The organism is Bacillus sp. BD48, from assembly GCF_046566805.1.
GTDB classification, from domain to species: Bacteria; Bacillota; Bacilli; order Bacillales; family Bacillaceae; genus Bacillus; species Bacillus safensis.
In genome coordinates this window covers 435,342-458,589 of sequence record NZ_JANGFM010000002.1, presented here as the reverse complement: position 1 = coordinate 458,589, position 23,248 = coordinate 435,342, and the positions used below count along the sequence as shown (strand labels likewise).

At 42.0% G+C, this 23,248-nt stretch carries 25 protein-coding genes; 13 read left to right on the top strand and 12 right to left on the bottom strand.

Going from position 1 to position 23,248, the window contains the following annotated elements; genetic code table 11:
* The first annotated feature begins 102 nt into the window (after window positions 1-102).
* The 3 genes from chrS to chrA are packed head-to-tail and all read left to right on the top strand — an operon-like array spanning window position 103 to window position 1,713.
* Window positions 103-579 carry a chromate efflux transcriptional regulator ChrS gene (chrS, locus tag ACLGGR_RS07340; RefSeq protein ID WP_142945374.1) on the top strand — a complete coding sequence of 159 codons (477 nt, stop codon included), beginning with the start codon at window positions 103-105 and terminating at the stop codon, window positions 577-579.
* 16 nt (window positions 580-595) lie between these two features.
* Window positions 596-1,177, top strand: coding sequence for a chromate efflux transporter ChrB (chrB, locus tag ACLGGR_RS07335; protein ID WP_410972795.1), 582 nt, complete (start codon window positions 596-598; stop codon window positions 1,175-1,177).
* Entirely contained in the window at window positions 1,177-1,713 is a 537-nt protein-coding gene (gene chrA, locus ACLGGR_RS07330; RefSeq protein ID WP_075623622.1) for a chromate efflux transporter ChrA, read from the top strand. Before chrB ends, chrA begins: the two co-directional genes overlap by 1 nt.
* Window positions 1,714-1,746: 33 nt before the next feature.
* Here chrA and ACLGGR_RS07325 read toward each other — a convergent pair whose 3' ends face one another.
* Both ACLGGR_RS07325 and ACLGGR_RS07320 read right to left on the bottom strand, forming a co-directional pair.
* Window positions 1,747-3,066 carry a UDP-glucose dehydrogenase family protein gene (locus tag ACLGGR_RS07325; RefSeq protein ID WP_323648708.1) on the bottom strand — a complete coding sequence of 440 codons (1,320 nt, stop codon included), beginning with the start codon at window positions 3,064-3,066 and terminating at the stop codon, window positions 1,747-1,749.
* 116 nt (window positions 3,067-3,182) lie between these two features.
* Window positions 3,183-3,326: a YwzD family small protein gene (locus tag ACLGGR_RS07320; RefSeq protein ID WP_003214884.1), complete on the bottom strand. Its 144-nt coding sequence runs from the start codon at window positions 3,324-3,326 to the stop codon at window positions 3,183-3,185.
* A gap of 186 nt (window positions 3,327-3,512) precedes the next feature.
* Here ACLGGR_RS07320 and ACLGGR_RS07315 point away from each other — a divergent pair, with 186 nt between their 5' ends.
* Together ACLGGR_RS07315 and ACLGGR_RS07310 are read left to right on the top strand one after the other, a co-directional pair.
* Window positions 3,513-5,120: an SWIM zinc finger family protein gene (locus ACLGGR_RS07315; RefSeq protein ID WP_070326105.1), complete on the top strand. Its 1,608-nt coding sequence runs from the start codon at window positions 3,513-3,515 to the stop codon at window positions 5,118-5,120.
* Window positions 5,107-7,884: a DEAD/DEAH box helicase gene (locus ACLGGR_RS07310; RefSeq protein WP_323648704.1), complete on the top strand. Its 2,778-nt coding sequence runs from the start codon at window positions 5,107-5,109 to the stop codon at window positions 7,882-7,884. The genes ACLGGR_RS07315 and ACLGGR_RS07310 overlap by 14 nt, the downstream gene beginning before the upstream one ends.
* 70 nt (window positions 7,885-7,954) lie before the next feature.
* Here the strand turns inward: ACLGGR_RS07310 and ytvA are convergent, their stop codons facing one another.
* The 3 genes from ytvA to ACLGGR_RS07295 all read right to left on the bottom strand — a co-directional run bounded on the left by ytvA (window position 7,955) and on the right by ACLGGR_RS07295 (window position 10,517).
* Window positions 7,955-8,743, bottom strand: coding sequence for a YtvA family blue-light photoreceptor (ytvA, locus tag ACLGGR_RS07305; RefSeq protein ID WP_251219992.1), 789 nt, complete (start codon window positions 8,741-8,743; stop codon window positions 7,955-7,957).
* Between the two features lie 153 nt (window positions 8,744-8,896).
* Window positions 8,897-9,757, bottom strand: coding sequence for a Cof-type HAD-IIB family hydrolase (locus tag ACLGGR_RS07300; protein WP_267587104.1), 861 nt, complete (start codon window positions 9,755-9,757; stop codon window positions 8,897-8,899).
* A gap of 403 nt (window positions 9,758-10,160) precedes the next feature.
* Window positions 10,161-10,517 (bottom strand): hypothetical protein, encoded by a 357-nt coding sequence (locus ACLGGR_RS07295; RefSeq protein WP_410972794.1) that lies wholly within the window; start codon window positions 10,515-10,517, stop codon window positions 10,161-10,163.
* A 117-nt stretch (window positions 10,518-10,634) separates the two neighbouring features.
* On the opposite strand from ACLGGR_RS07295, the gene ACLGGR_RS07290 reads away from it, so the two are divergent.
* Window positions 10,635-11,045: a YwpF-like family protein gene (locus ACLGGR_RS07290; RefSeq protein WP_024423692.1), complete on the top strand. Its 411-nt coding sequence runs from the start codon at window positions 10,635-10,637 to the stop codon at window positions 11,043-11,045.
* 27 nt (window positions 11,046-11,072) lie between these two features.
* Here the strand turns inward: ACLGGR_RS07290 and mscL are convergent, their stop codons facing one another.
* Together mscL and fabZ are read right to left on the bottom strand one after the other, a co-directional pair.
* The gene (gene mscL, locus ACLGGR_RS07285) at window positions 11,073-11,468 is read right to left on the bottom strand and encodes a large conductance mechanosensitive channel protein MscL (RefSeq protein WP_024423693.1); all 396 of its coding nucleotides are present in this window, start codon (window positions 11,466-11,468) and stop codon (window positions 11,073-11,075) included.
* Window positions 11,469-11,595: 127 nt separating this feature from the next.
* The gene (gene fabZ, locus ACLGGR_RS07280; RefSeq protein ID WP_142945382.1) at window positions 11,596-12,030 is read right to left on the bottom strand and encodes a 3-hydroxyacyl-ACP dehydratase FabZ; all 435 of its coding nucleotides are present in this window, start codon (window positions 12,028-12,030) and stop codon (window positions 11,596-11,598) included.
* A gap of 219 nt (window positions 12,031-12,249) precedes the next feature.
* Between fabZ and ACLGGR_RS07275 the strand changes: the two genes are divergently transcribed.
* Window positions 12,250-13,305 carry a tetratricopeptide repeat protein gene (locus tag ACLGGR_RS07275; protein ID WP_251216050.1) on the top strand — a complete coding sequence of 352 codons (1,056 nt, stop codon included), beginning with the start codon at window positions 12,250-12,252 and terminating at the stop codon, window positions 13,303-13,305.
* Window positions 13,306-13,319: 14 nt separating this feature from the next.
* Here ACLGGR_RS07275 and ACLGGR_RS07270 read toward each other — a convergent pair whose 3' ends face one another.
* From ACLGGR_RS07270 to spoIIID, 4 genes are all read right to left on the bottom strand, one after another.
* Window positions 13,320-14,138: a flagellar hook-basal body protein gene (locus ACLGGR_RS07270; protein ID WP_034281197.1), complete on the bottom strand. Its 819-nt coding sequence runs from the start codon at window positions 14,136-14,138 to the stop codon at window positions 13,320-13,322.
* Between the two features lie 30 nt (window positions 14,139-14,168).
* Window positions 14,169-15,008: a flagellar hook-basal body protein gene (locus ACLGGR_RS07265; RefSeq protein WP_061110178.1), complete on the bottom strand. Its 840-nt coding sequence runs from the start codon at window positions 15,006-15,008 to the stop codon at window positions 14,169-14,171.
* Between the two features lie 124 nt (window positions 15,009-15,132).
* Window positions 15,133-16,134, bottom strand: a complete 1,002-nt coding sequence (mbl, locus tag ACLGGR_RS07260) for a cell shape-determining protein Mbl (RefSeq protein ID WP_007497573.1) — start codon at window positions 16,132-16,134, stop codon at window positions 15,133-15,135.
* A 184-nt stretch (window positions 16,135-16,318) separates the two neighbouring features.
* Window positions 16,319-16,597 carry a sporulation transcriptional regulator SpoIIID gene (gene spoIIID, locus ACLGGR_RS07255; protein WP_008343327.1) on the bottom strand — a complete coding sequence of 93 codons (279 nt, stop codon included), beginning with the start codon at window positions 16,595-16,597 and terminating at the stop codon, window positions 16,319-16,321.
* 347 nt (window positions 16,598-16,944) lie between these two features.
* Between spoIIID and ACLGGR_RS07250 the strand changes: the two genes are divergently transcribed.
* The 3 genes from ACLGGR_RS07250 to ACLGGR_RS07240 all read left to right on the top strand — a co-directional run bounded on the left by ACLGGR_RS07250 (window position 16,945) and on the right by ACLGGR_RS07240 (window position 19,281).
* The gene (locus tag ACLGGR_RS07250) at window positions 16,945-17,358 is read left to right on the top strand and encodes a MarR family winged helix-turn-helix transcriptional regulator (protein ID WP_410972793.1); all 414 of its coding nucleotides are present in this window, start codon (window positions 16,945-16,947) and stop codon (window positions 17,356-17,358) included.
* Window positions 17,359-17,373: 15 nt separating this feature from the next.
* Window positions 17,374-18,561: an MFS transporter gene (locus ACLGGR_RS07245; RefSeq protein ID WP_142945385.1), complete on the top strand. Its 1,188-nt coding sequence runs from the start codon at window positions 17,374-17,376 to the stop codon at window positions 18,559-18,561.
* A 120-nt stretch (window positions 18,562-18,681) separates the two neighbouring features.
* Window positions 18,682-19,281 (top strand): undecaprenyl-diphosphatase, encoded by a 600-nt coding sequence (locus tag ACLGGR_RS07240; protein WP_410972792.1) that lies wholly within the window; start codon window positions 18,682-18,684, stop codon window positions 19,279-19,281.
* Window positions 19,282-19,319: 38 nt separating this feature from the next.
* Here the strand turns inward: ACLGGR_RS07240 and ACLGGR_RS07235 are convergent, their stop codons facing one another.
* Window positions 19,320-20,708: an MFS transporter gene (locus tag ACLGGR_RS07235; protein ID WP_410972791.1), complete on the bottom strand. Its 1,389-nt coding sequence runs from the start codon at window positions 20,706-20,708 to the stop codon at window positions 19,320-19,322.
* Window positions 20,709-20,883: 175 nt separating this feature from the next.
* Between ACLGGR_RS07235 and ACLGGR_RS07230 the strand changes: the two genes are divergently transcribed.
* From ACLGGR_RS07230 to ACLGGR_RS07220, 3 genes are read left to right on the top strand one after another with little or no spacing between them, the layout of a single operon-like run.
* Window positions 20,884-21,771 carry a transporter substrate-binding domain-containing protein gene (locus ACLGGR_RS07230; RefSeq protein WP_323648690.1) on the top strand — a complete coding sequence of 296 codons (888 nt, stop codon included), beginning with the start codon at window positions 20,884-20,886 and terminating at the stop codon, window positions 21,769-21,771.
* A gap of 42 nt (window positions 21,772-21,813) precedes the next feature.
* Window positions 21,814-22,491 (top strand): amino acid ABC transporter permease, encoded by a 678-nt coding sequence (locus ACLGGR_RS07225; RefSeq protein WP_080967770.1) that lies wholly within the window; start codon window positions 21,814-21,816, stop codon window positions 22,489-22,491.
* Between the two features lie 10 nt (window positions 22,492-22,501).
* Window positions 22,502-23,242 carry an amino acid ABC transporter ATP-binding protein gene (locus ACLGGR_RS07220; RefSeq protein WP_410972790.1) on the top strand — a complete coding sequence of 247 codons (741 nt, stop codon included), beginning with the start codon at window positions 22,502-22,504 and terminating at the stop codon, window positions 23,240-23,242.
* The last annotated feature ends 6 nt before the right edge of the window (window positions 23,243-23,248 follow it).

Here is a 23,248-nt window from a genome sequence, read left to right as displayed (position 1 = left end):
TTCTTGCACGTAACGTTTTCGTTTTGATAGCAAAATATAAATTATACAGTCTATTCGTAATAAAATATGATAGAATATCAACAGAAGAAAGGTGGTTATACGGTGTCAAAAGACTATAGCATTCCAAACCTAACATTAGACGACAGAGATAAACAAATTTTATCCCTATTACACGAGGACGGGCGCATGTCTTATACAGATCTCGGCAAACAGGTCGGTCTGTCACGTGTTGCCGTACAAGCCCGCATTCAGCAGCTCATTGAAGCAGGAGTCATTGAACGATTCACCGCTGTGATTAACCCCGCGAAGGTCGGCATTCATGTCTCTGTCTTCTTTAATGTAGAGGTAGAGCCGAAATTTTTAGAAGCGGTAGCCCTTCAGCTTGAAAAGGAAACTGCTGTCACAAGTCTTTATCACATGACAGGACCAAGCAAGCTGCATATGCATGGCATTTTTCAACATGAACAGGAAATGGAGACATTCCTGACAAAAAAACTGTACCCGCTAGAAGGCGTTGTCAGTGTGGACTGCCAAATGCTCATTAAACGATACAAAAGCCGCATGGGCATGAAATTGTAGACAGGAGTTGAACCACTTGCAATCATATATCGAACTCATTATCGCTATGGTGCGAACCGGTATTCTCGGTTTTGGCGGAGGCCCTTCCGTCATACCGCTTATTCGCCATGAAGCGGTGGTGAAATACCAATGGATCAACGATGACGAATTCGGAGAAACACTCGCCATCGCCAATGCATTACCAGGCCCGATCGCTACGAAAATGTCAGCATACCTCGGATATCGATTAAAGGGCGTATCTGGCGCAATTGTCGCCACAGCTGCTCATATTTTACCAACATGTCTCGCCATGGTAGCCCTTGTCACACTTGTTAGCGTCTTAAGCTCCTCACAAATCATTCAAAATATGATTGGCGCTGTGACACCTGTCATTGCCGTGCTGCTCGGGATCATGGCATATGAGTTTGGACAAAAAGCGCTGAAAGGCTTCGGCATGATCTTCGGAATCGCTCTATTCCTTCTTGCCTTTATTGGGCTGCAAGTGCTGTCCATTCATCCAGGAATCATTGTGATGATCTTTTTATTATATGGCGCTTTTCATTTTAAACTGAAAAATCGCTGGAATCGGTCAAATAAAGAGAAAGGAGTGTCTTCATGATGCTGATTCTCTTTTTATTCTGGGCATTCTTTTTATCCAATCTATTAGGATATGGCGGTGGCCCTGCATCCATCCCGCTCAATTATGAAGAAATCGTCAATCATTTTCATTGGATGACGAACGAAGGATTCTCCAATATGCTGGCTTTAGCCAATGCACTGCCGGGGCCTATCGCTACGAAGATTGCAGCATATGTCGGCTATGACGTTATGGGCTGGCCAGGCTTTATTGTGGCACTGCTTGCAACTGTCCTGCCGTCTGCTGTTGGGCTGATTTTATTACTCAAGCTCATTGACCGCTTTCGTCAATCTTCCGTCGTAAAAGGCATGACCTTATCCGTTCAGCCTGTCATTGCGATGATGATGCTTTTATTAACATGGGAAATTGGCGGAGATGCAGTGAAAGCCATCGGCTGGACGCAATCGCTCGCCATTGCCGCGATCTCCTTTTTCTTGATGACCAAATTCAAGCTGCACCCTGCCTTTCTTATTGTGGCTGCATTTTTATATGGCGGATTCATTCTGCCGCATTCATAAAAACCGATAACATTCACTGTTATCGGTTTTCTTTTACATATAAATTGGAGAAACTGATCTGCGCCCAATCGAATGATACTCGACCCCTGCTTGTTCCGCCGCTTCAAGTGTATGACAGTTTCGACCATCGAAAATAAGCGGACACTTCATCCATTTCTTATAGGACGCGAGTGGAAACGACTGAATATCCGCCCACTCTGTTAATAGACAGACCGCATCGGCATCCTTGATCGCTTCTTCAATCGTTTGAGCGAATAAGACTTGATCCGGCAGCTCGCGAGCTGCACGCCGGGCAGCAACAGGATCATACGCCACAAGCTCCGCACCTAATTGATGGAGCTCATGAGCGATCGGAATAGAAGGCGCCTCCCTCATATCGTCTGTATTCGGTTTAAAGGACAGACCAAGAAGCGCAATTCGCTTCCCTTCAAGAGCTGCCCCCAGCCGCTCCTGAATATTTCGGATAAAACCTGCCCGCTGCTCATTATTTACTTTGATGACAGCTTTTAATAGTTCAAAATCATGGGACACATGCCCTGCAATTTGGACAAGTGCATTTGTATCTTTTGGAAAACAAGAACCTCCATAGCCAATGCCCGCTCTAAGAAAGGAAGAACCGATCCGCTGATCAAGCCCCATTCCCTGCGCCACCCATTCAACATCAGCTCCTGTTTTTTCACAAATGGAGGCAATCTCATTCATAAAACTGATTTTTGTCGCAAGAAATGCATTTGAAGCGTACTTGATCATTTCAGCACTTTTACGGTCTGTTTTCACCAATGGAAGGTGAAAATCAGCATACATCTCCTCTAACTCGTCTAATACGGCTTTTGTTTCAGCCCCTATCACAAGCCGGTCTGCCCTCAATGTATCTGAAATGGCAGAGCCTTCCCGTAAAAATTCTGGGTTAGATGCAATCGCTAGTGGTTCCTTCCGTCCTAATTCTTGATGGATCAACTGATCGATTTGATCACCCGTTCCGACAGGCACCGTACTTTTCACCACAAGAATTGCACCTGACTTTGCTTTTATTCCCATCTCTTTCGCAGCCTGAAACACATACTGTAAATCAGCTTGGCCATCTGCCTGCTGCGGGGTGCCGACTGCAATCATTAACACATCTGCCCGCGGGTAGGATTCCGCTCCATTTACGTGAAAATGAATACGTCCCTGCTCAAGGTTGCGTTTCAATAACTCTTTTAACCCGGGCTCATACATTGGAGGATTTCCCTGTTTCAGCCGCATGACCTTTCGCCGGTCAATATCAATACACGCGACATCATGTCCTGCCTCCGCTAAACACACACCTGTCACAAGCCCCACATACCCACAGCCTGCAATCGCAATATTCATGACACCATCAGCTCCCCATACGCCTTATGCTTGTAATGACATCGTATGCCGGTAGCTTTCATTCCATTCTTAAAAGCATACAAAAACCCCCTGCCATCACTAGCAGGGGGTCACTTTTATGAAACAAGACCATTTCGAATATGAGCAATCAGATTTTCAAGCATTTCTTTTGTTGTGACATCATTTGAATTTTCACCAATATCATGAGCGTACATCAAAATCTTTAAAAATTCTTCTTGATTTAAACCCTTATTATCCATGTCTGTATCCTTTCGAATCCACTAATTTCATTATTATATGCTGTAAGGTTGGTTTATGCAATACTCTATTACATCATTCGACAGCTTTTGAAATTTATGACCATTTTCATGAAAAACTTTTTTATGAATCCCCATTGAGCTATAATAAAAGAATTGGAATCTTTTACTTGGTTAGGAGCGGATCAAATGCTTCAGCACAACATCAACGAAGAAGAAATCAAACAAACTGCCGAACAGATCAAAGAACTTCTTCCTGCAACAGATGAAAACAAACAACTCATCAAAAAAGCATTGATTACTTATAGACAGGACAGCGTATACCGGCTCAAGCAAGAGTCTGATACCGAATGGTCAGCTTATGTACATGACGTCGTGGCAGCAAAGGTCCACCTTCATGTGCTGTTTCCTGTGAGAAGCAGCTGCTCATGTCCAGCAGATGGACTTTGCAAACACATTCTTGCTGTCTTCTTTTCGCTATACGCTCAAGTAGAGAGTGTGACCGGATTTACAGAAAATTGGTCAGAAAAGGATGAATTACAGCGCAGCAAAGAACTGATTCGCCAGCACTTCCAAGTGAAGCGCCCAGACGAACAATCACTCCAAAGCTGGCTGACTTTTTTCCAAGAGGAATTTAACCTCTGGCTGAAACGGACACCGAAGCACCAGCAAACACCGCAGCATTTGTATTACGGCTATTTATCGATCCTAAAAAAACACGCACCTGCTTCACCTGAATTCAAGAGCTTGTATGCGATTCATACGTCTATCGATGTATGGCTTAGGCTTCATGAACTCATCGACCTCGGCCGGCTTGATGCCGAAAAGGACTTTTATTCCATGAATCCATATGTAGAACAGCTCATGAACACCATTTTCGATTCAGTGGATCATTTGAAGACATACGCCCTTTCCTTTTCCCTCGATCCGTTTCTTGAAAACACACCAACTGCCGTTCGCACACTTCTTCAAATCAATGGACCTTTCCAGCATGAACGAGTAGCGGTCTTTATGGAGATTTGGGGCACCATATTAAATAGAGGGAAATGGGTCAAAAAAGAAACAGAATTACTAAAGAACGCCCAGAAGAAAGAACAAACGGTTGAACGTACCATCGGGCTGATGCACATGGACTATTTACTGAAAGAAGACGAAAGCCTCTTTCAGCAATTACAGCTGCTCAATGCTGATATGCTGCCAAATGTGCTTAATTGGCTGAAGGATCTCACAAACCGAAAGGACTGGAAGCGTCTCAAGCTTTGGTATCATGAAATCACCTATATATTAGAGGAATATTGCCAGCTAGACCTTTCCTACAGAGAACTGCGGGGAGCCGTCAGTGATTTCTTCTTTTATTTAGATGCATACTTTAAGCAGACGAAGGATCATCATTTATATGAACGCTACCTTCAAATCTGTATGCCCTATGCGTTTACAGAATACAGTCAGCTCTTGTATGCACAGCAGCGTTATGCGGAATGGATTGAGATTCACAGCCTCGTTGGTTTCTCCATTAGTGAACTGGAGAAGGATCTCATCAAACAGATTGCAAAAGAGGAGCCTGAAGCCCTCATTCCATCGTACCACCGTGAAATCTCACTGCTTCTCGATCAAAAGAATCGAAGTGCTTATCGAGAGTCTGTGAAAATGCTGAAGAAACTGCGCACGCTTTATCATAAAACGAAAAAAACCGCGATCTGGGAAAGGTATGTAAAGCAGCTGCAAGATTCAACAAAACGGCTGCGTGCGTTCCAAGAGGAAATGAAGAAAGGAAAATTGATTGATGACACGCCATAAACAAATTGTCATTCATGCAGAACAAACAGAAGATTTCTCTTTCACCATTTCAGCGCAAGCAGAGGACGGACACCCTGTTCCGCTTAATGAAATGAAGAGGCAGCTTTTCCAATGGCACGAATCTTCTTTCTACGGAACATTCTTAGAAGATGTCAGCTTTATCGGCACTCCTGCCTTCCTGTTAAGCCCTTGGATGACCGTTGAATTGCTAGGAAAAAATTCATTTAATACGTTTAGTCATGTGACATTAACGGATGAAACGGAACCACTGATGAAGACTGCCTCCACCATTTACGAATTCATTGAGGACGAAGATTTCGTTCCCGATTATGAGGCATGGACAAAAGGCGAACTTCGGTTTAAAGATAAAGAAGGCCTATTAGATGGCTATACGGCTGATTGGTTCTCCCTTGCTGTACAGGATTACATTCAATATGATGATGCCTTGCAGCACAAATGGAACCGCATGACCGCACAATCGCCTGCGCTCTCATCCTTCCAAGGACATTTTCTAGATGAGCAGGATTTCCTGGAGACGATTGGCTGGATTGATGACGAGACGCCGTTCACTGTCGGCTTGCGCTTAAACGAGCCGGATTTTGACGGAGATGATTGGAAAATCGAATTGTTTTTGCGGGATAAGAAAAACAGCGATCTTCACTTTTTTGAAGGCATCCGTTCATTGAAAAAGTCTTGGCATCCATATCAAGATAAAATTTCAAGAGAGATGGAACGATTCAGTCAAATTGTCCCTTGGCTTTCTTTCACATCTGGCACCACACTCATGTCAGAAGAAGAAGCGTGGCTCTTCCTATCTGAAGCAAGTGAAACACTTGTCAATATGGGCATTGAGATTCTGCTCCCATCATGGTGGCAAATTGTCAAAGACAGCACGATGATGTTAAAAGCAAGGATTTCTTCTACCCCTCGAGGCGAATCACATGTCGGAATGGACGCATTAATGGACTTTAATTGGCGCTTTGCTACAAACGGCATTGAACTGACAGAAGATGAGTTCAACGAGCTTGTCCAAAGTAAACGCCGCCTTGTCAACATTCGAGGACAATGGATCAAAATAGACCCGACCTTCATCCAGCAAATGAAAAAGTGGATGGAGCGTGCCGAAAATGAAGGACTTCACATGTCTGATATTTTGTCACGCGAACTGGCAGATCAAGAAGCATCCTCTGAATCGATTCCAGAGCTACTAGACAGTTCTGCATTTGCCCATATTCAATTTGAACTTTCATCGCAATTAAGAGGGCTTGTCCACCAATTAAATGATACACACGAGTTGCCTTCCTACGAAATGAGTGAGTCCTTTAAAGGCACACTGCGTCCGTATCAGCAGCATGGCGTGAACTGGCTTTTATTTTTAAGATCTCATGGATTTGGGGCTTGTTTAGCAGATGATATGGGTCTTGGAAAAACGATTCAAATGATTGCGTATTTCACGTATTTGAAGGAGCAGGAGCAAAATGCCGCTCCGTCTCTCATCATTGCGCCGACCTCTGTTTTAGGAAACTGGCAGCGAGAGCTCGAAACATTCGCACCACATTTAAATGTTGCCCTGCATTACGGCCCAGCACGTCCACAGGGAGAGAACTTCACAAAAGCATACGCGTCAACAGATATTGTCCTGACGTCTTACGGACTCTCACATTCTGATCGTGATGAATTAACGGCGGCAAAGTGGAATACCATTTGCTTAGACGAAGCCCAAAACATCAAGAACGCCCATACGAAACAATCGAGAGCGATTAGACAGCTCAAAGGACAGCATCACATTGCCCTCAGCGGGACACCAATGGAAAACCGTTTGACAGAGCTTTGGTCCATATTTGACTTCGTCAACAAAGGATATCTCGGCAGCCTGACCAGCTTCCATAAAAAGTTCGTCCTTCCGATTGAAAAAGACCGTGAAGAAAAAAGAATTGAACAGCTGCAGCAGCTGATCAAGCCCTTCTTATTAAGACGAACAAAACAAGATGAAGAGGTCGCCCTAAACCTGCCTGAGAAACTCGAAGAAAAAGAATTCATTCCGCTATCTGCTGAGCAGGCATCTTTATATGAACAGCTCGTAAAGGATACATTTGAACACATGGCATCATTAACAGGAATGCAGCGAAAAGCCATTATTTTAAGTATGCTTGGCAGACTCAAACAAATTTGCGATCACCCTGCGCTCTATTTAAAAGAGAGTGGAACAGATGTGAAACTGCTGAAACGTTCGTTAAAAATGGATAAACTCGCAGAGCTGTTAAAAGCAATACATGAGCAAGGAGAAAGCTGCCTCATCTTTACGCAGTATATTGAAATGGGCAACATGATCAAGCAGCTGGCAGAAAAGATGTTTGGAGAACCGGTCCAATTTTTAAATGGCAGCCTCTCAAAACAAGAGCGGGACAAAATGGTCGACCGCTTCCAGAAGAAAGAATTCAACATCTTAATTCTCTCTTTAAAGGCAGGAGGAACAGGACTCAACCTAACCGCCGCAAATCATGTCATTCACTACGATAGATGGTGGAATCCTGCTGTGGAGAACCAAGCGACAGACCGAGCTTATCGGATTGGACAAAAACGATTTGTTCACGTCCATAAGATGATCACAACGGGCACAATCGAGGAAAAAATCGATCAAATGCTCGAAACAAAACAAACATTAAATGATCAAATTATCCAAAGCGAGAGCTGGATTACAGAGCTATCGACAAACGAACTAGAAGATTTATTTACCTTAAGTGCCGCCGCTCAATCATCTTAATGACAGCAAAAAGAGGACTTTTCTCAAGCTTAATGAAGAGTCCTCTTTTTTCATTTCATATAAACATATGCTAAATGTTCAGTTTTTTCAATGCAGATTTCACATTCATATACGTATTTAATTCACGGAAGTCCTCTCTCATTTCTCCCATTTTCATTGCAAGATTCGGTTTAATTCCTGTCACAATCAGTTCAGTACCCGTCATTAAAATCAAATCGTTCAGCTTAAAGATCGCATCTGCCACAAATGAATCCACTTCTAATAATCCGGACAGATCGACAATAAAATAATCATCCTTGGATTGAGAGATATAGGTGGAGACCGTTGAAATGATCTTATCAAATCTTGGCGCTGTTAACGTACCAATGATCGGTAACACAGAGATACCATCTTTCACCGGAACGATGGGGACAGAAATATTCAGCACTTCATCAATTGATTGCTCAAGAAGCTCCTGCTGTTCCTTCTCTTTCGTGACATCCTTTTGCAAACCAACGAAATAAAGACGTTTCCCTTCATTTTCGTCAATCCAAAGAGGAGCGACACTTAACTCGTTCCAAAACATTTGTCCAGATTTTTTATAATTTTTCAGCTGAACAGTGACAGCCTCTTTGTTCTCAATGGCTGTTCTAATTTGTTTGAGAGCAATTTGCTCAGTTTCATCTCCTTGAAGGAAACGACAATTCCTCCCCAATACTTCGGGTTCTTGATAGCCTGTCATATCTAAAAAGCCCTTATTCACATATATTAAAGGATTATCAGGTAAAGACGGGTCCGTCACCGTCAGGCCAACCTGAGTATAGTCCAAGGCTTCCTTGATTAAATGCAGATTTTCGGACTTATAAGATTCCAGCGCCATTCGTTTACTCTCCTTAATTTCCTTACAAGCGGGTTTTATTCATAATTAAATTATATGATGTTCCACATCAGGTGTAAATAGAAGTGGTTCTGAATTCCTCTTTTGTAGAATGCGCTTCTTCCTATGTGATTTATACTATGACATCTGATTCATCTATTTCAAAAGGTGCCGGATCATATGCGCCACACCATGTTCATCGTTTGATAACGTGACGTGATCAGCGATTTCTTTTATATCCTGTCTCGCATTTCCCATCGCAACCCCAACACCAGCTGCTTGAAGCATCGATTCATCATTTAAACTGTCTCCTACAGCCGCTGCCCTACTTAAAGGAATACCTAGTCTTTCTGTCAGCCTTGTTAATGCCTGCCCTTTAGACGCGTCCTTTGAACCAATTTCAAAGTTATGATCAGCCGAACTGACCAATGTTACATCTGAATCATCACCAAACATATCCCATCCGTCTTTCAATCTGTCTTGAAAGAATGAAAAACCTAAGATGTTGTAAAATGAAAGCTTTCGATCCTCACGAAACAATTCTTTATATGTATCAATATAAGAAAAACCTGACTGGCTGTATTGAACTTCTGCCGCTTGCTTTAAGACATTCTGATCCGTTTCTGGATTTGCACTTTTTAAGCGGTCCATTTCAATCGCAAGAAGCTCTCTGCCGCGATTCGGTGTGAAAATGGCTTCGTTTGTAAAGACTTCATAATAATAATCACGTTCTTCAAGCCATGACAATATGTGTTTAGCCTTTTCTTCTTGTAAAGCAGCTGAATGATACACTTGTCCCGTAGGATCATGAATCACAGCTCCATTGGCACTAATCACCCATGTATTCATACCAAGCTGATCAAAAATAGACCTCACATCAAAATACGCTCTCCCTGTGGAAACGACAACCTCAATTCCATTCGCAGCTGCTTCCTTTAATGCCTGCTCGTTTTCCTGACTCACTTTGTGTTCACTGTTCAATAAAGTTCCATCTAAATCCGTTGCGATTAATTGAATGTTTGTCATCGTTCTCTCCTTTTTTTCTTTATTTTCAACCGATATGCCGTTAACAAAATCCATCATCATTATGAAATGAGTATCCACTATTTGCAAGAGCTGATCGGTTAAACAGTGAATAAAAGGGTATCCGGCCACGCGATATGACCGGATACACACAAAGGGGGTTCACAAGGGGACACATGACCTATACAAAGAAGCATTGGGTTCTATTACGCAGTGTTCATATGCACAAGGCAGCATCTATCAGCTTTAGCTAGAGGGGGGCTGTCAGATAATAGACGTTACCTTTAATGAGATACTTGCCTCCTTTCCTTTCAGCTACCCCTAGTTTACGGAGAAAGGCCGTATGTGACAAAACATGAAAATGGCAAAATAGATTTTCAAATTCTCTATATCCTCGTTACTTTCTGTTTTTTACCGCCTGCGTATAGAACATCATCTTGTTTTGTTTGATGAAATACTTATTTTTCATAAATTGATTAAAAATATCTGAATGAATCCAATTACTAGATGGCATGTGAATATAATCAGATCCGTCCCACGCAAACCAATAAAAACAAAGCAGGCCATCATGAACCGACAGCTGAAACTCAAAGCAGTCCATTTGATCCTCGGTGACGTATTGAAACGTGAGTGACTCCCCTTCTTCCATATACACATCACAAAATGAAAGAATGTCTCCCCACGAATAAACACGTATATTACTCTCTGCCTTCTCCTCGCCTATATGTATGTTTCGCAATTGATAAGACTCCATAAAACATCTCCTTTCACTCATGTGCAGCTAGTTCTAAGCAGGCAGCGGTTTCATTTATACAGATGTTGTATGCTATAATGATACTTACGAATAATGAACGCTTGTGAGGTGATAAATATGAAAACCTTTAGGCTGATTGATTTAAAAATTGAACTTGATCCACAGCAAGATAAAATGTCCAGCATTCCCCTTCGTGACGGTTTAATCATTAATAAAGAAGACGGTGAAAATCACTGGATGATCGAGGCACTCATTCCAAAAAAACATAGACAGGTGTTTGAGGTGCTCTTTCAGCAGCACACAGAAGTGAAGATTCTTGTGACGATCACAAAAGAAAACAACCGCCCTGTTCATCTATCTGTCCAAGTCAAAAACATCGTTGCCTTAGAAGAAAACATTTCTGTATTACTCGATGGTAAAATGATTACAAATCGTTACAGAACAGAAACTGAAGAAGTATTAAAAGACCTCGTCAAAGAGGGGCTGTCAGGAGAAAAACTACTGGATGCTTTTAAACAAAACACATAAAAAAGAGCGGGATTAGCCGCTCTTTTTCTATTGCACATCTTTAGATTGGCTTTGATTTTTCAATAAATCTCTGATTTCAGTTAGCAGAACTTCCGTTTGATCCGGCGTTTCCACAACCTCTTCTTCCTCAACCTTTTTCCGTTTTAACTTATTCAAATAACGAATAAAGATAAAAATGGAAAACGAGATAATTAAGAAATCAACCACTGTTTGAATAAAGTTCCCATATAAAATTTGAGCAGCTCCGATTTTAATGGATAAACCGCTAAAATCATGCCCTCCAATAATAATACCGACAAGCGGCATGATTAAATCATTCACAAGAGAAGTGACAATTTTGCCAAATGCTCCCCCAATGATGACACCTACAGCCAAGTCAATGACATTTCCCTTGACCGCAAACTCTCTAAATTCTTTCAGCATCCTTTATCACCTTCATCTTTTTTTGTCTAATATGACGTTTTTTTGTCAAAATTGCAAGTCCTTGTCCGTTCTAACTGAACATTTTCGACTAAAAAAGCGATTCATCCTTGATGAACCGCCAGGAAAATCATGATACTTTAGGACCGATAGAAAATGTCAGTTCTGCTTCACATGCAACTTCGCCATCTACTGACGCTACTGCTTTTCCTTTTGCAACCGGTCCGCGGAGACGCGTCACTTCAACCTCTAAACGAAGCTGATCACCAGGCTTGACCTGTCTTTTGAAGCGGCATCCGTCAATTCCTGCAAACAAACCAATTTTCCCTTTGTTTTCTTCCTTGCCTAACATAATCACACCAAAAACCTGTGCGAGTGCTTCTACAATAAGCACACCCGGCATGACTGGGTATCCTGGGAAATGGCCATTAAAAAATTCTTCATTCACTGTGACATTTTTAATTCCAACCGCTCTTTTTTCTCCGTCAACCTCTAAAATACGGTCGACCAATAAGAATGGATAACGGTGTGGAATAATGTCTTGAATTTGCTGAGCATCAAGCATATCTTGATCTCTCCTTCTTTTCTATATCGCTGATCTTCATTTGATTCCTATAGAAGTATATTATGAATGCTGGCATTTTTCAATATTCGCCTTACGAATATGGTAAAAAATAGAATCTACCATTGCCAATTGTCATCAAATATAATCCACACTACACTCATTGTTTTTTCACAAATATGGTAATATATATTACATCATTGATTGAATAAGAGGGTAAAAATGAATTTTATGAGCGATAAATCCATAAAAAAACTTCTCCATTCCTGGTATACAATGCTAAAGCATCGACATTTTTCGAAAGCTGAAGAAATCAAAAAGACACTATTAAAATACAAACGCAAATTATCAAAAAAACAGGAGCTCTATCTCCATCATCAGCTGATGCTTTTTCGTCATCAGCTCTGGATGAATCAGACAGAGGACTTAGAAAAACTCAAACATGAACTGCTGCCCCACAAAGATGAAATGAGCGAAGAACTACAATATTATTTTTACTTCTTTCTCGGATTATATGAATCTTTAAAAAGTGATCAAAATGATGCGATTCATTATCTCGAAAAGGCAGAGGAACGATTGCCATTACTTAACGATGAGCTGGAGGAAGCAGAGTTCCATTTCCGTACAAGCGGTGTTTATTATAACAACCGTTACTCATTGTTATCGATTCGTCATGTTCAAAAAGCCATGGATATTTTTGCAAAGCACGGAGACATCCATAGCATCTATCGGTGTAAAATTGTGCTCGCTCTTAACTATAGCGATCAAAAAAAATATGAGGAAGCGGAAGATATTTTCATTGAGATTATTGATTACGTGAAAAAGATTGATGATCAAGAGCTGCTTGGTATCGTTTATTATGACGCTGGCTTTATTCAGTCGAGACAAAACCGTCATAAGGAAGCGCTGGAATACTTCAAAAAAGCGCTTCGTCTCCCAGCATACCGAAAGTCAGCACACTCCTATGTATCGTGCCTATACGAAACTGTGCGTTCCTGCTTTAAAGAAAATTTAACCGATGAAGGGATGAAGTATATTCAAAAAGGGCTGAAAGAAGCTGTTGCTTCCCAGTTTGATATATTAAGAATGAAGTTTCAGATCTTATCTCTTCTTTACAGCCAAACGCCAAAGGCAGATGAGCAGATCGCCACGCTCGTCACATGTCTTGAACGAAAAGAAGCCTGGATTGATCTTGAGGATCTGCTTGCTGATGTCTCAGATTTTTATAAAAAAAAGGGCGACTTTGAGCGAGCCGCCTTTTTTATCATGAGAGGCTGATACCAGCCTGCTGATTATCGAATTGTATTAATTAATCCCAGCATTTGATCGCCCATCGTGATCGTTCTTGAGTTCATCTGATAGGAACGCTGTGTTGTCATAAGGTCTGTTAATTCTTTCGACATGTCCACATTTGACGTTTCCAGTGCACCTTGCTGAAGCTGAATCGCCTCTCGGTTTGCTCCATTTAGCGCTGTTAATGCACCTTGATAGGTTCCGTCGACCGAGAACAAATTATCTCCTTCAGAGACAAGTGCTGATGAATTATTGACTTGTACAACGCCTAGATTCACTTGCTGATTCGGTTGATTATCTCTTGAAATCGCCGTAAGCCGTCCATTTTTATCGATTGAAATATCACGGAAATTCGCATTTAAGACGATCGCATTTCCGTTTTCATCAAGAATCGGATAGCCTTCGCTCGTGACAAGCTGCACTTGATTACGATTATTGCCCGGCTGCAAGTAAAGTGAACCATCTCTTGTATAACGGATATTACCGCCGGCGTTGACCTGCAAATACTGCGACGGCGCTCCGAATGCAACATCAAGATCACGTCCTGTTTCTTTAATGGAGCCTTGCAGCGAGTTAATGGACGCATTGACCATTGTACCCGTTCCAAGCCTTAACCCAGCAGGTGTCAGACGACTGTTTGCCACCTGCTCATTTTTTTCATCTACCTGATTAAACTGCTGTCTGATCAGCTCTGAGAAACGGGTGTTTTTCGCGCGGTACCCTGTTGTTTCACTGTTCGCGATGTTGTTGCTGATGATGTCAAGCTGCTTTTGCACTTCATTCATCGATACAGCTGCGTTTATCATCGTTCTAAGCATGAGAATCCTCCTTTCTGTTTCATTTCTTAATTAGTACACTCTGCCAATTTCATTCACTGCTTTTTCTAAGCTTTTATCATACGCCTGAACCACTTTTTGATTTGTTTCAAATGCTCGGTAGGCAGTTGTCATATCTGTATATGATTTCGTCACATCCACGTTCGAGAGCTCCGATACGCCTTGGCTTAACGTATAGGACATTTGACCGTTATTGACTGCACTTGGCAGGGGCTGGTTATCAGCTGTACGGTATAAATCATTTCCTTCACGCGCTAGGTTTCTTGTATCCATCGCAACACGTACATCGATTTGACCAAGATTTTGGCCATTTTCAGACACAGTACCATCTGCATTCACTTTGAAATTCTCACTCTGAACCGTAATCGGCTGACCCGTCACAGAAAGAAGCGCGCGGCCATTAATCGTCAACTGATTTTGTGCGTTCAATGTAATGGAGCTGCTTTTCGTATAACGAACGCCTTCCGGTGTGTTGACCGCATAAAATAGCGCTGATTTCTGATTGGTCTCCGGATTGATCGGCACATTATTTTCAACTAGTGCTACATCTGTTGTTTGATCTGTTGTTTTTAAAGTTCCCTGTGTAAATTGAGGGATTAATTCCTGCATATATGTCCCAGTATTGATTCCGCCAATCGGCGATTGCAGTGGAACACTAAAGCCTTTGCCTGAGGAAGTTTGGAAACGTCCTGATTCCATTCGGCTCAGCAGCATTTCTGGAAATGCACGCATTGCCCCTTCATCCGCTTTATAGCCTGGCGTATTCGCATTTGCGATATTATTTGAAAGCATTTCTGTCCGCCGCTCTTGAGCGATCATGGCAGATGTTGCGGTGTATAGTCCTTTTAACACGTGCTCACCTCATTCAAATTCTTTCACATGACCTAAACACAATCTTCTATGAAATATATCGGCTCATTAGCAGGGTTCTTTAATAAAAATCCCCCATTCTTTCTAAAAAGAATGAGGGAAATCATTAGCTGAGTTTACGCTTTGGCAGCTTGTCCATATTATCAAGCATCACACCAGTACCAACTGCTACACAGTCCATTGGATTTTCAGCAACGAAAACCGGTACTTTCAGCTCTTCTGCAAGCAATTGATCAAGCCCGTTTAGAAGAGCTCCGCCACCTGTAATGATGACGCCGCGATCGATAATATCAGCTGATAATTCAGGCGGTGTTCTCTCAAGAACTTGCTTCGCAGCCTGAACAATCGCAGATACAGATTCACGCAATGCTTCTTCTACTTCTTTGCTTGTGACGGTAATCGTTCTTGGTAATCCTGTCACCATGTCTCGTCCACGAATCGAAATCTCTTCGTGACGTGCGTCTGGGAATACCGTTGCAACTTGGATCTTAATATCCTCAGCCGTGCGCTCACCGATCAACAGCTTGTACTCTTTTTTAATGTAGTTAAGAATTTCCAGATCAAATTTGTCTCCAGCCATTTTAATAGAAGAGGCGGTTACAATGTCACCCATTGAGATGACAGCGATATCTGTCGTTCCGCCTCCAATATCTACGACCATGTTTCCACTTGGCTGAAAAATATCCATACCAGCACCAATTGCTGCTACTTTTGGCTCTTCTTCAAGAAATACATGCTTACCACCGCTTTTTTCAGCAGCTTCTTTGATCGCCTTCTGCTCAACAGATGTAATGTTTGTCGGGCAGCAGATGAGCATACGCGGCTTAGAGAACAGCCCTTTTACATTTAATTTGTTAATAAAATGCTTGAGCATCGCTTCAGTTACTTCAAAATCAGCGATTACGCCGTCTTTTAATGGACGAATCGCAACAATATTCCCAGGCGTACGTCCAACCATACGTCTAGCCTCTTCTCCAACAGCCAAAACTTTCCCGCTGTTTTTGTCAAGAGCTACAACAGATGGTTCATTTAACACAATTCCTTTTCCTTTGACATGAATCAGTACATTTGCAGTACCAAGATCAATTCCAATATCCCTAGCAAACATCTATATATATCCTCCTTGAAAATCTGTTTCCATAGCAAATACCACATTCTGCCCTAATTATATATTCTATCATAATTTGCAGAAAAAAAGATATTTCTTTACAAAAGTCTTTACAAAATTTGTGGTTAGAAACTACCGATATGAGGAAGATATATATATCATGTTTATGAACAAAGAACTAAGCTTACTGTTTCACAGGCTCGCCTTCTAAAATTTCTTCTTTTTTATACTTTAACTTGGTGGCTTCTCCTCCTCGCAAGTGGCGGATTGATTTATGATAATCCAGTATCTCCTTCACTTCATTAGCCAGATCTGGATTAATTTCTGGCAGTCTTTCTGTTAGATCCTTGTGTACAGTACTTTTAGAGACTCCAAATTCTTTCGCAATAACACGAACGGTTTTCTTTGTCTCCACGATATACTTTCCTATCTTGATTGTTCGCTCTTTGATGTAATCGTGCACACCACTCGACCTCCCTAAAATGGATGTGAGAAGTGTGAAATGAGATCCGTATGAAGATTATCCATTTTGAGCGGCGCTTGTTCGTCGTAATTTCTCATCCATTAGGTAGTAAATGCCAAACACGATCCCTCACCTCAAACACTCTCTTTGTCAGGTTTGTAACAGTGTATTAGCATTGAATAGGGAATATGCTAAAAATGAAGATGGGACAAGGGATTTATCAGAAAAGGCAAAACAAAAAATCATTTCGGGGCGCGAAAATTTTCACTTTACAAGAAAGGATTCAGCACGTAAAATAGAAAAGGTGAATTTATTTACCTAGCTAAATATTTAAAAAAGGTGAGCATATGGATACGTTAAATAGAGAGTGTTTACATCAAATACATCAAGGCGCACGGCTGCTGTCTAAAAAGGCGAACGAAGCGCTTGCTGCTTATGACTTGTACATGTCCCAGTGGACTGTGCTTTTTTGTTTGGATACATTCGGCCCGAAAACCCAAAAAGACATCTGGACATATTTGAACGTCGAAGCACCGACCATCACCAGAACCGTCACCCGTTTAGAAGCAAACGGCTGGGTGAAACGTGTACAAGGAAAAGACAAACGTGAGAATCTGATCGTGATGACAGATGATGCAAAAGCCCGATTTGAAGAAATCAAACGCACGATGGAACAATTTGAAAAAGAATGTCTTTCAGATTTTACCTACGAAGAAAAACAACTCCTCCATACACTTTTACACAAATTATCAACTGAATAGGAAGTGACATACACCATGAACGAACGCATATGGACAAAAGACTTTATCATGATTGTCCTGGTGAATCTATTTACGTTCACCTCTTTTTATGCCCTTTTGACATTACTGCCCATTTACACAATGAATGAACTAAATGGAACAGAATCACAGGGCGGTCTCCTTGTGACGGTCTTCTTATTGTCTGCTATTGTGACAAGACCGTTTTCTGGCGCCATTATTGAGAAATTCGGCAAAAAACGGATGGCGGTTTTCTCTTCTACGGCCTTTGCCTTACTCACTTATTTATACATCCCGATTGATCAATTCCAAACGCTTCTTATGCTGCGTTTCGTACAAGGGATCTTTTTTAGTATTTTGACGACAGTCGCCAGTGCCATTGCGGCTGATATGATCCCGAAACATAAACGCGGGGAAGGACTCGGATACTTTGTGATGTCCATGAACCTCGCTGTTGTCATCGGTCCGTTTATCGCACTGAACCAAGTAGGAAAAATAGGATTCCATTCCTTATTTCTTCTCTTTTCCATTATCGTGACCATCGGAGCCGCTTTTACGATGCTAATTAGACAGCCAGAGCCTGAAAACGGCGGAAGCATCGTCTTCCGATTCACGTTTTCTCACCTGTTTGAAAAAGGCGCATTAAAAACAGCGGCCGTCGGTATTATTATTTCTTTCTGTTATTCGCCGATCATTTCATTTATTTCAGTATATGCCAATTCACTCCACTTGATGGGTGCAAGCAGTTATTTCTTCATTGTGTTTGCGGCTGCAATGCTTGGATCACGTCCATTTACAGGCAGACTTTTTGACCGAGTTGGAGCTCACGTTGTGATCTATCCTTCGATTGCCCTTTTTGCCATTGGTTTATGGATGCTGACAGCGACACATTCAGCCACAATGCTTCTTCTATCAGGTGCTGTGATTGGACTTGGCTACGGTTCGCTTGTGCCATGTTTACAAACACTTGCGATTCAGCACTCACCAGCTCACCGTACGGGGTATGCAACGGCTACTTTCTTCACTCTGTATGATACAGGTATTGCTGCTGGCTCATTTGTCTTTGGACTCCTTGTCAGCTTCACAGACTTTTCAAATGTGTACCTCATTGCAGGCTTTGTTGTCTTGCTGAGTATGGGCGTTTTTTATTGGAGCGAACGAAAACCTCAGGAAGCAAAAGCTCAAAAGGTCTCCCTTTCAGAATAAAAGGAAAAGGATACTATTTTAAACTTCGCCGGAAACATGCTAAAATATAGGATATTTCAAATAGAGCATACAGGCTAATTTGAAAAATAGTTGGCATTAAGCGAAAGTATAGGTGATGTTTTGAATTACGAATTGTTTAAAGTCATACACGGGATGGCTCACCATTCTGAGTTTTTAGATCAGGCCATGATATTCATTACGGACAAGGCCATTCTTATTTACGCCCTTGTCTTATTGATTTGCTGGATTTTAGGGAATCACAAATTTAAGAAGCTTGTCTTCTTTTCCGGTGTAACAGGCATTGCAGCACTTATCGTCAATTTTGCCATTACACTGTTTTATTATGAAGAGCGGCCGTTTGTGGCGCATAAAGTCGACACACTCATCCCGCACTCAGCAGACGCTTCCTTCCCAAGTGACCATACAACAGGTGCACTGGCTCTTTCATTAGCCATTCGATCCCGTAATAAAAAGCTCGGCAACATCTTGCTCGTCTTTGGATTACTCACAGGATTCTCCCGCATCTGGGTCGGTCATCATTATCCATTTGATGTTTTAGGCAGCTTGGTCGTATCGATTGTGGTTGTCTTTATCATGAATAAATTATGGAAGTTCTTTGACTCTCCTATTGATCGTATCGTGACATTTTACGAGACAATTGTAGGGAAAATTTTCAGAAGAAAGACAAAGGATCAGGGATCAGACCTGCCCAATTCTTAAGCGGCCTTGCGATAACGTGATGAAGATTCTCCTTCCACTTATCGCGCCGCTTTTTTTATTGGCTGTCTCCCTCTGACCATATTTGAAAAATATAGACTGACACCAATGCCAATAAGAGAAATGATGATCAACGTCCAGCCTAATTGCGCAAAATGAGCACCGGCTATTTCATCCCCAAACAACATACCAAGCACAGCAGACGACAGAATAGAACCAAGGTAGCGGCATGTTTGAAAAAGTCCAGAGGACGTGCCAATCATTTGCTGAGGACTTGCCTTGAGCATCGCAGCTTGAAGCGCAACATTCCCAATCCCATAACTGAGCCCAAGCAGCGCCAGAACCAATCCTTTTCCCCATAATGGCGCAGGAATAAAAAAGAAAGTCATGGCAGACGCTCCAGCCAGCATCAATACAGCACTCGCTAAAACTGGATGGCGTTCATCCCCGCGATCCACCCATTTTCCAGTCAGCGGTGACACAATAATGCTCATCCCTGACATACACAGCATAAAAAGACCCGTCATCTCCACACGCCAGCCTAACTCATCCTGGAAATAACTCGGCAAACCAAAAAAGAGACAATAGAAAAAGATATTTAAGATGATAAATTGCACATACACAAGTGACAGCCGCTGCTCCTCCCTGAACATCCGTATTTGAATAAACGGTTCATCCACCTGATACTCCCACCAGATAAAAGCGCCTGCACTCAGGAGACAAAGAATGCCTTGAACATATTGAATGCCATCACTCAGTGATAATAAAAATGAAAGCAGGAGAACAATGCAAACGGTAAAAAGAAGCATCCCTGGCAAATCGAGCTTTCGCACGGTTTCGCCTATGCGCAGCTTTCTCTTCTTCTGCTCCTTCGGAAACAACAATAGGCCGAGAAAGAAACTGATCAAAATAAACGGCAGATTCACTAAAAAGATGGCCGGCCAGCCGCCAATGGTTATCAGAAATCCGCCAAGCGTCGGTCCAAGCGCCGTCATCGCTGAAGCAAAAATGGATAATACCGCTAACGCCGAAGCCTGTTTTTCTTGAATATGATCCCGAATGAGTCCGACACCAGAAGGATAAATGGCACTGCTTCCAATCGCCTGTAACAGACGGATCACAATCAGCACTGCAAACGTCGGGGCAAACGGCGCGCAGATGGCTGAGACTGCGACAAGAACCAGACCGAATAAAAACAAGGTTCTCCGGCTCATGACATGATCCCCAATCCGGCCGCTCACCGGCTGCGTCACTGCACTGGCTAAATAAAAAGAAGAAATAAGCCAAGATACGGTCGTAAATGACAAACCGAATTCATGCTGAATTTGATGCAAGGCCAAAGAAATCATTGATGAATTCAGCGGATTCAACATCGTTCCAAAGGCAATAGCGGTTAAAAAAACTTTTCGATTGTCTTTCCACTTGTTCATACAGTGACCTCCTTTTGTGATCAGTCATGTTTTTTTCAAATCCTTTCGTTATTATGAGATTCATTTCCCTTTTTTACCCTAATCAATTCAAGTTCTCTCTTAGAAAAGCAAGACATACATTCTAAAAAGGACGATGTTGGAAAAACACATATAAAATTGAGAATATGAGGAACAAATGGTAAGATGCTACACATATTTAAAAGCCTACTTTCCCCTTATATGGAGAACGGCTGAAAAGGAGGAGAAGCTTATTATTAAAAAAAGACGGTTTTGGGTCCCAGCCCTTTTCTCGGTTGCAGTATTACTTCTGTCTTCGTGTGGTTCAAATGAAACAAATGGGAACGGAGATAAACGTAATTCTACAGCGAAAGGGTCGCCAATTTTGGAGGATGGAAAGTTTATTTTTGCAGCATCAGGTGAATTTCATCCGTTTAGTTACATGGATGGAAATCAGATGTCTGGCTTTGATATCGACGTTGGCAATGCGATTAGCGACAAACTAGGTCTCGAACCTATACAGAAAAAATATAAATTCGCAGGCATCGTCGAAGGCGTGAAAGCAGGCAAATTTGATGCGGCAGTTGCAAGTCATACCATCAATGAGGAACGAAAAAAACACGTCCTTTTTTCTAAGCCCTATTACTACTCTGGTCCGCAAATTTTCACAAGACCTGGAGCAGACATTCAACATGCTGATGACTTAAAAGACAAAGAAATTGCTGTATCAAAAGGATCGTCCTACGCTGATATTGCAAAGGAACATAGCGGGCAAGAACCAAAATATTATGATAGTGATGTAGTCGCCTTAGAAGCACTAGCCAACGGAAAACATGATGCAGTCGTGACAGATTTCGCCACAGGTGCAGAAGCCATGAAGAAAAAATTAAAAATCGTAGCGCAGGAAAGACTCGGACAAAGTGAGCAGGCAATTGCTGTATCAAAAGAAAATGAACAGCTCATTGAAGAGATCAACGATGCGATTGATGCACTAAAAAAAGACGGAACATTAAAACAAATTAGCGAAAAGTACTTTGATGAAGACATCACGGTCAAACAAGATTAAAACCACGATTGTGCGCCCTTTTTATAGGCGCACTTTCTTCAAATGGAGATGATTGTTTTGCCTACCCTATCACACTTTTTTCAGACGCTGATTGATTCTAAAGGAATTTTCTTAGAAGGAATGCTGATCACCTTACAGCTGACGGTGATCAGCATCTTCATCGGTATGTTCATCGGGCTCTTCTTTGCTTTATTGAAAATATCCCGCGTAGCCGTTTTCGGTTATATCGCCAATGCCTATATCTTTCTTGTGCGCGGAACACCACTTATTGTTCAAATTTTCATCCTATATTTCGGCCTCACAGAATTGAATATACCCGACTTCTGGGCTGCTTCCATTGCGCTCGCCTTTCATAATGGCGCCTATATAGCCGAAATATTTAGAGGCGCCATCCAATCCATCGATCAGGGGCAAAAAGAGGCAGGACGCTCTCTTGGCATGGGTCGTTTTTTAACAATGAGGCGCATCATTCTCCCGCAAGCGATGCGGCGTGCCCTCCCCCCTCTTGGCAACCAGTTCATTATCGGCTTAAAAGACTCATCACTCGCCGCCTTTATCAGTGTCAATGAACTATTTAACGTCGCCACCACGCAAGGCTCCAACAGCTTTGACAATATGACGTATTTACTTGTTGTCGCCGTCTATTACTTAGTTCTTGTCCTGCTGTTAACATTCGCTGTCCAAACCTTTGAGAAGAAACTATCAGCCAGTGACCAATAGGAGGAGAAGCATGACAGAATCAAAGGAAGTCATTCGTGTTGAAAAACTCAATAAATACTTTGGAGAGCTTCATGTTTTAAAAGATATCGATCTCACCGTCTATGAAAATGATGTGGTCGTCTTAATTGGTGCAAGCGGTTCTGGAAAAAGCACCTTGCTCCGCTGTATGAACTTTTTAGAAATAAAAAATGATGGAGATATCATCATCGATGGCAGCCCTGTTCATCCAAAGCGCAATCAATTAAACGAAATGAGACAAAAAATAGGAATGGTGTTTCAGCATTTTAATCTTTTCCCGCACAAAACGGTTCTTGAAAATATCATCGAAGCACCTGTCATGGTGAAAAAAACAAAGAAAGCGCAAGCCATCGCTGAAGCCAGCGCCTTGTTAGAAAAAGTCGGGCTTGCGGATAAAGCCAACGTATATCCTTCTAAACTATCAGGCGGTCAAAAACAGCGTGTCGCTATAGCCAGATCTCTTGCCATGAAGCCTGATGTCATGTTATTTGACGAACCTACGTCTGCCCTTGATCCAGAGCTTGTAGGTGAGGTGCTGCAAACGATGAAAAGCCTCGCAAAAGAAGGCATGACCATGGTCATTGTCACACATGAAATGGGCTTTGCGAAAGAAGTTGCCGATCGTGTCGTCTACATGCATGAGGGCCGCATCGTCGAAGAAGGCATCCCATCGGAATTGTTTGATTCTCCTAGGGAGGAACGTACAAAACTGTTTCTAAGCTCCATTTTATAGGTCAAA

What these genes read in the sequence shown, in the direction of transcription:
- chrA (WP_075623622.1), top strand. Translation starts at nt 1,177, where the DNA reads ATGCTGATTCTCTTTTTATTCTGGGCATTCTTTTTATCCAATCTATTA.
- ACLGGR_RS07325 (WP_323648708.1), bottom strand. Translation starts at nt 3,066, where the DNA reads ATGAATATTGCGATTGCAGGCTGTGGGTATGTGGGGCTTGTGACAGGT.
- ACLGGR_RS07320 (WP_003214884.1), bottom strand. Translation starts at nt 3,326, where the DNA reads ATGGATAATAAGGGTTTAAATCAAGAAGAATTTTTAAAGATTTTGATG.
- ACLGGR_RS07315 (WP_070326105.1), top strand. Translation starts at nt 3,513, where the DNA reads ATGCTTCAGCACAACATCAACGAAGAAGAAATCAAACAAACTGCCGAA.
- ACLGGR_RS07310 (WP_323648704.1), top strand. Translation starts at nt 5,107, where the DNA reads ATGACACGCCATAAACAAATTGTCATTCATGCAGAACAAACAGAAGAT.
- ytvA (WP_251219992.1), bottom strand. Translation starts at nt 8,743, where the DNA reads ATGGCGCTGGAATCTTATAAGTCCGAAAATCTGCATTTAATCAAGGAA.
- ACLGGR_RS07295 (WP_410972794.1), bottom strand. Translation starts at nt 10,517, where the DNA reads ATGGAGTCTTATCAATTGCGAAACATACATATAGGCGAGGAGAAGGCA.
- ACLGGR_RS07290 (WP_024423692.1), top strand. Translation starts at nt 10,635, where the DNA reads ATGAAAACCTTTAGGCTGATTGATTTAAAAATTGAACTTGATCCACAG.
- mscL (WP_024423693.1), bottom strand. Translation starts at nt 11,468, where the DNA reads ATGCTGAAAGAATTTAGAGAGTTTGCGGTCAAGGGAAATGTCATTGAC.
- fabZ (WP_142945382.1), bottom strand. Translation starts at nt 12,030, where the DNA reads ATGCTTGATGCTCAGCAAATTCAAGACATTATTCCACACCGTTATCCA.
- ACLGGR_RS07275 (WP_251216050.1), top strand. Translation starts at nt 12,250, where the DNA reads ATGAATTTTATGAGCGATAAATCCATAAAAAAACTTCTCCATTCCTGG.
- ACLGGR_RS07270 (WP_034281197.1), bottom strand. Translation starts at nt 14,138, where the DNA reads ATGCTTAGAACGATGATAAACGCAGCTGTATCGATGAATGAAGTGCAA.
- mbl (WP_007497573.1), bottom strand. Translation starts at nt 16,134, where the DNA reads ATGTTTGCTAGGGATATTGGAATTGATCTTGGTACTGCAAATGTACTG.
- ACLGGR_RS07250 (WP_410972793.1), top strand. Translation starts at nt 16,945, where the DNA reads ATGGATACGTTAAATAGAGAGTGTTTACATCAAATACATCAAGGCGCA.
- ACLGGR_RS07245 (WP_142945385.1), top strand. Translation starts at nt 17,374, where the DNA reads ATGAACGAACGCATATGGACAAAAGACTTTATCATGATTGTCCTGGTG.
- ACLGGR_RS07235 (WP_410972791.1), bottom strand. Translation starts at nt 20,708, where the DNA reads ATGAACAAGTGGAAAGACAATCGAAAAGTTTTTTTAACCGCTATTGCC.
- ACLGGR_RS07230 (WP_323648690.1), top strand. Translation starts at nt 20,884, where the DNA reads ATGGTAAGATGCTACACATATTTAAAAGCCTACTTTCCCCTTATATGG.
- ACLGGR_RS07225 (WP_080967770.1), top strand. Translation starts at nt 21,814, where the DNA reads ATGGAGATGATTGTTTTGCCTACCCTATCACACTTTTTTCAGACGCTG.
- ACLGGR_RS07220 (WP_410972790.1), top strand. Translation starts at nt 22,502, where the DNA reads ATGACAGAATCAAAGGAAGTCATTCGTGTTGAAAAACTCAATAAATAC.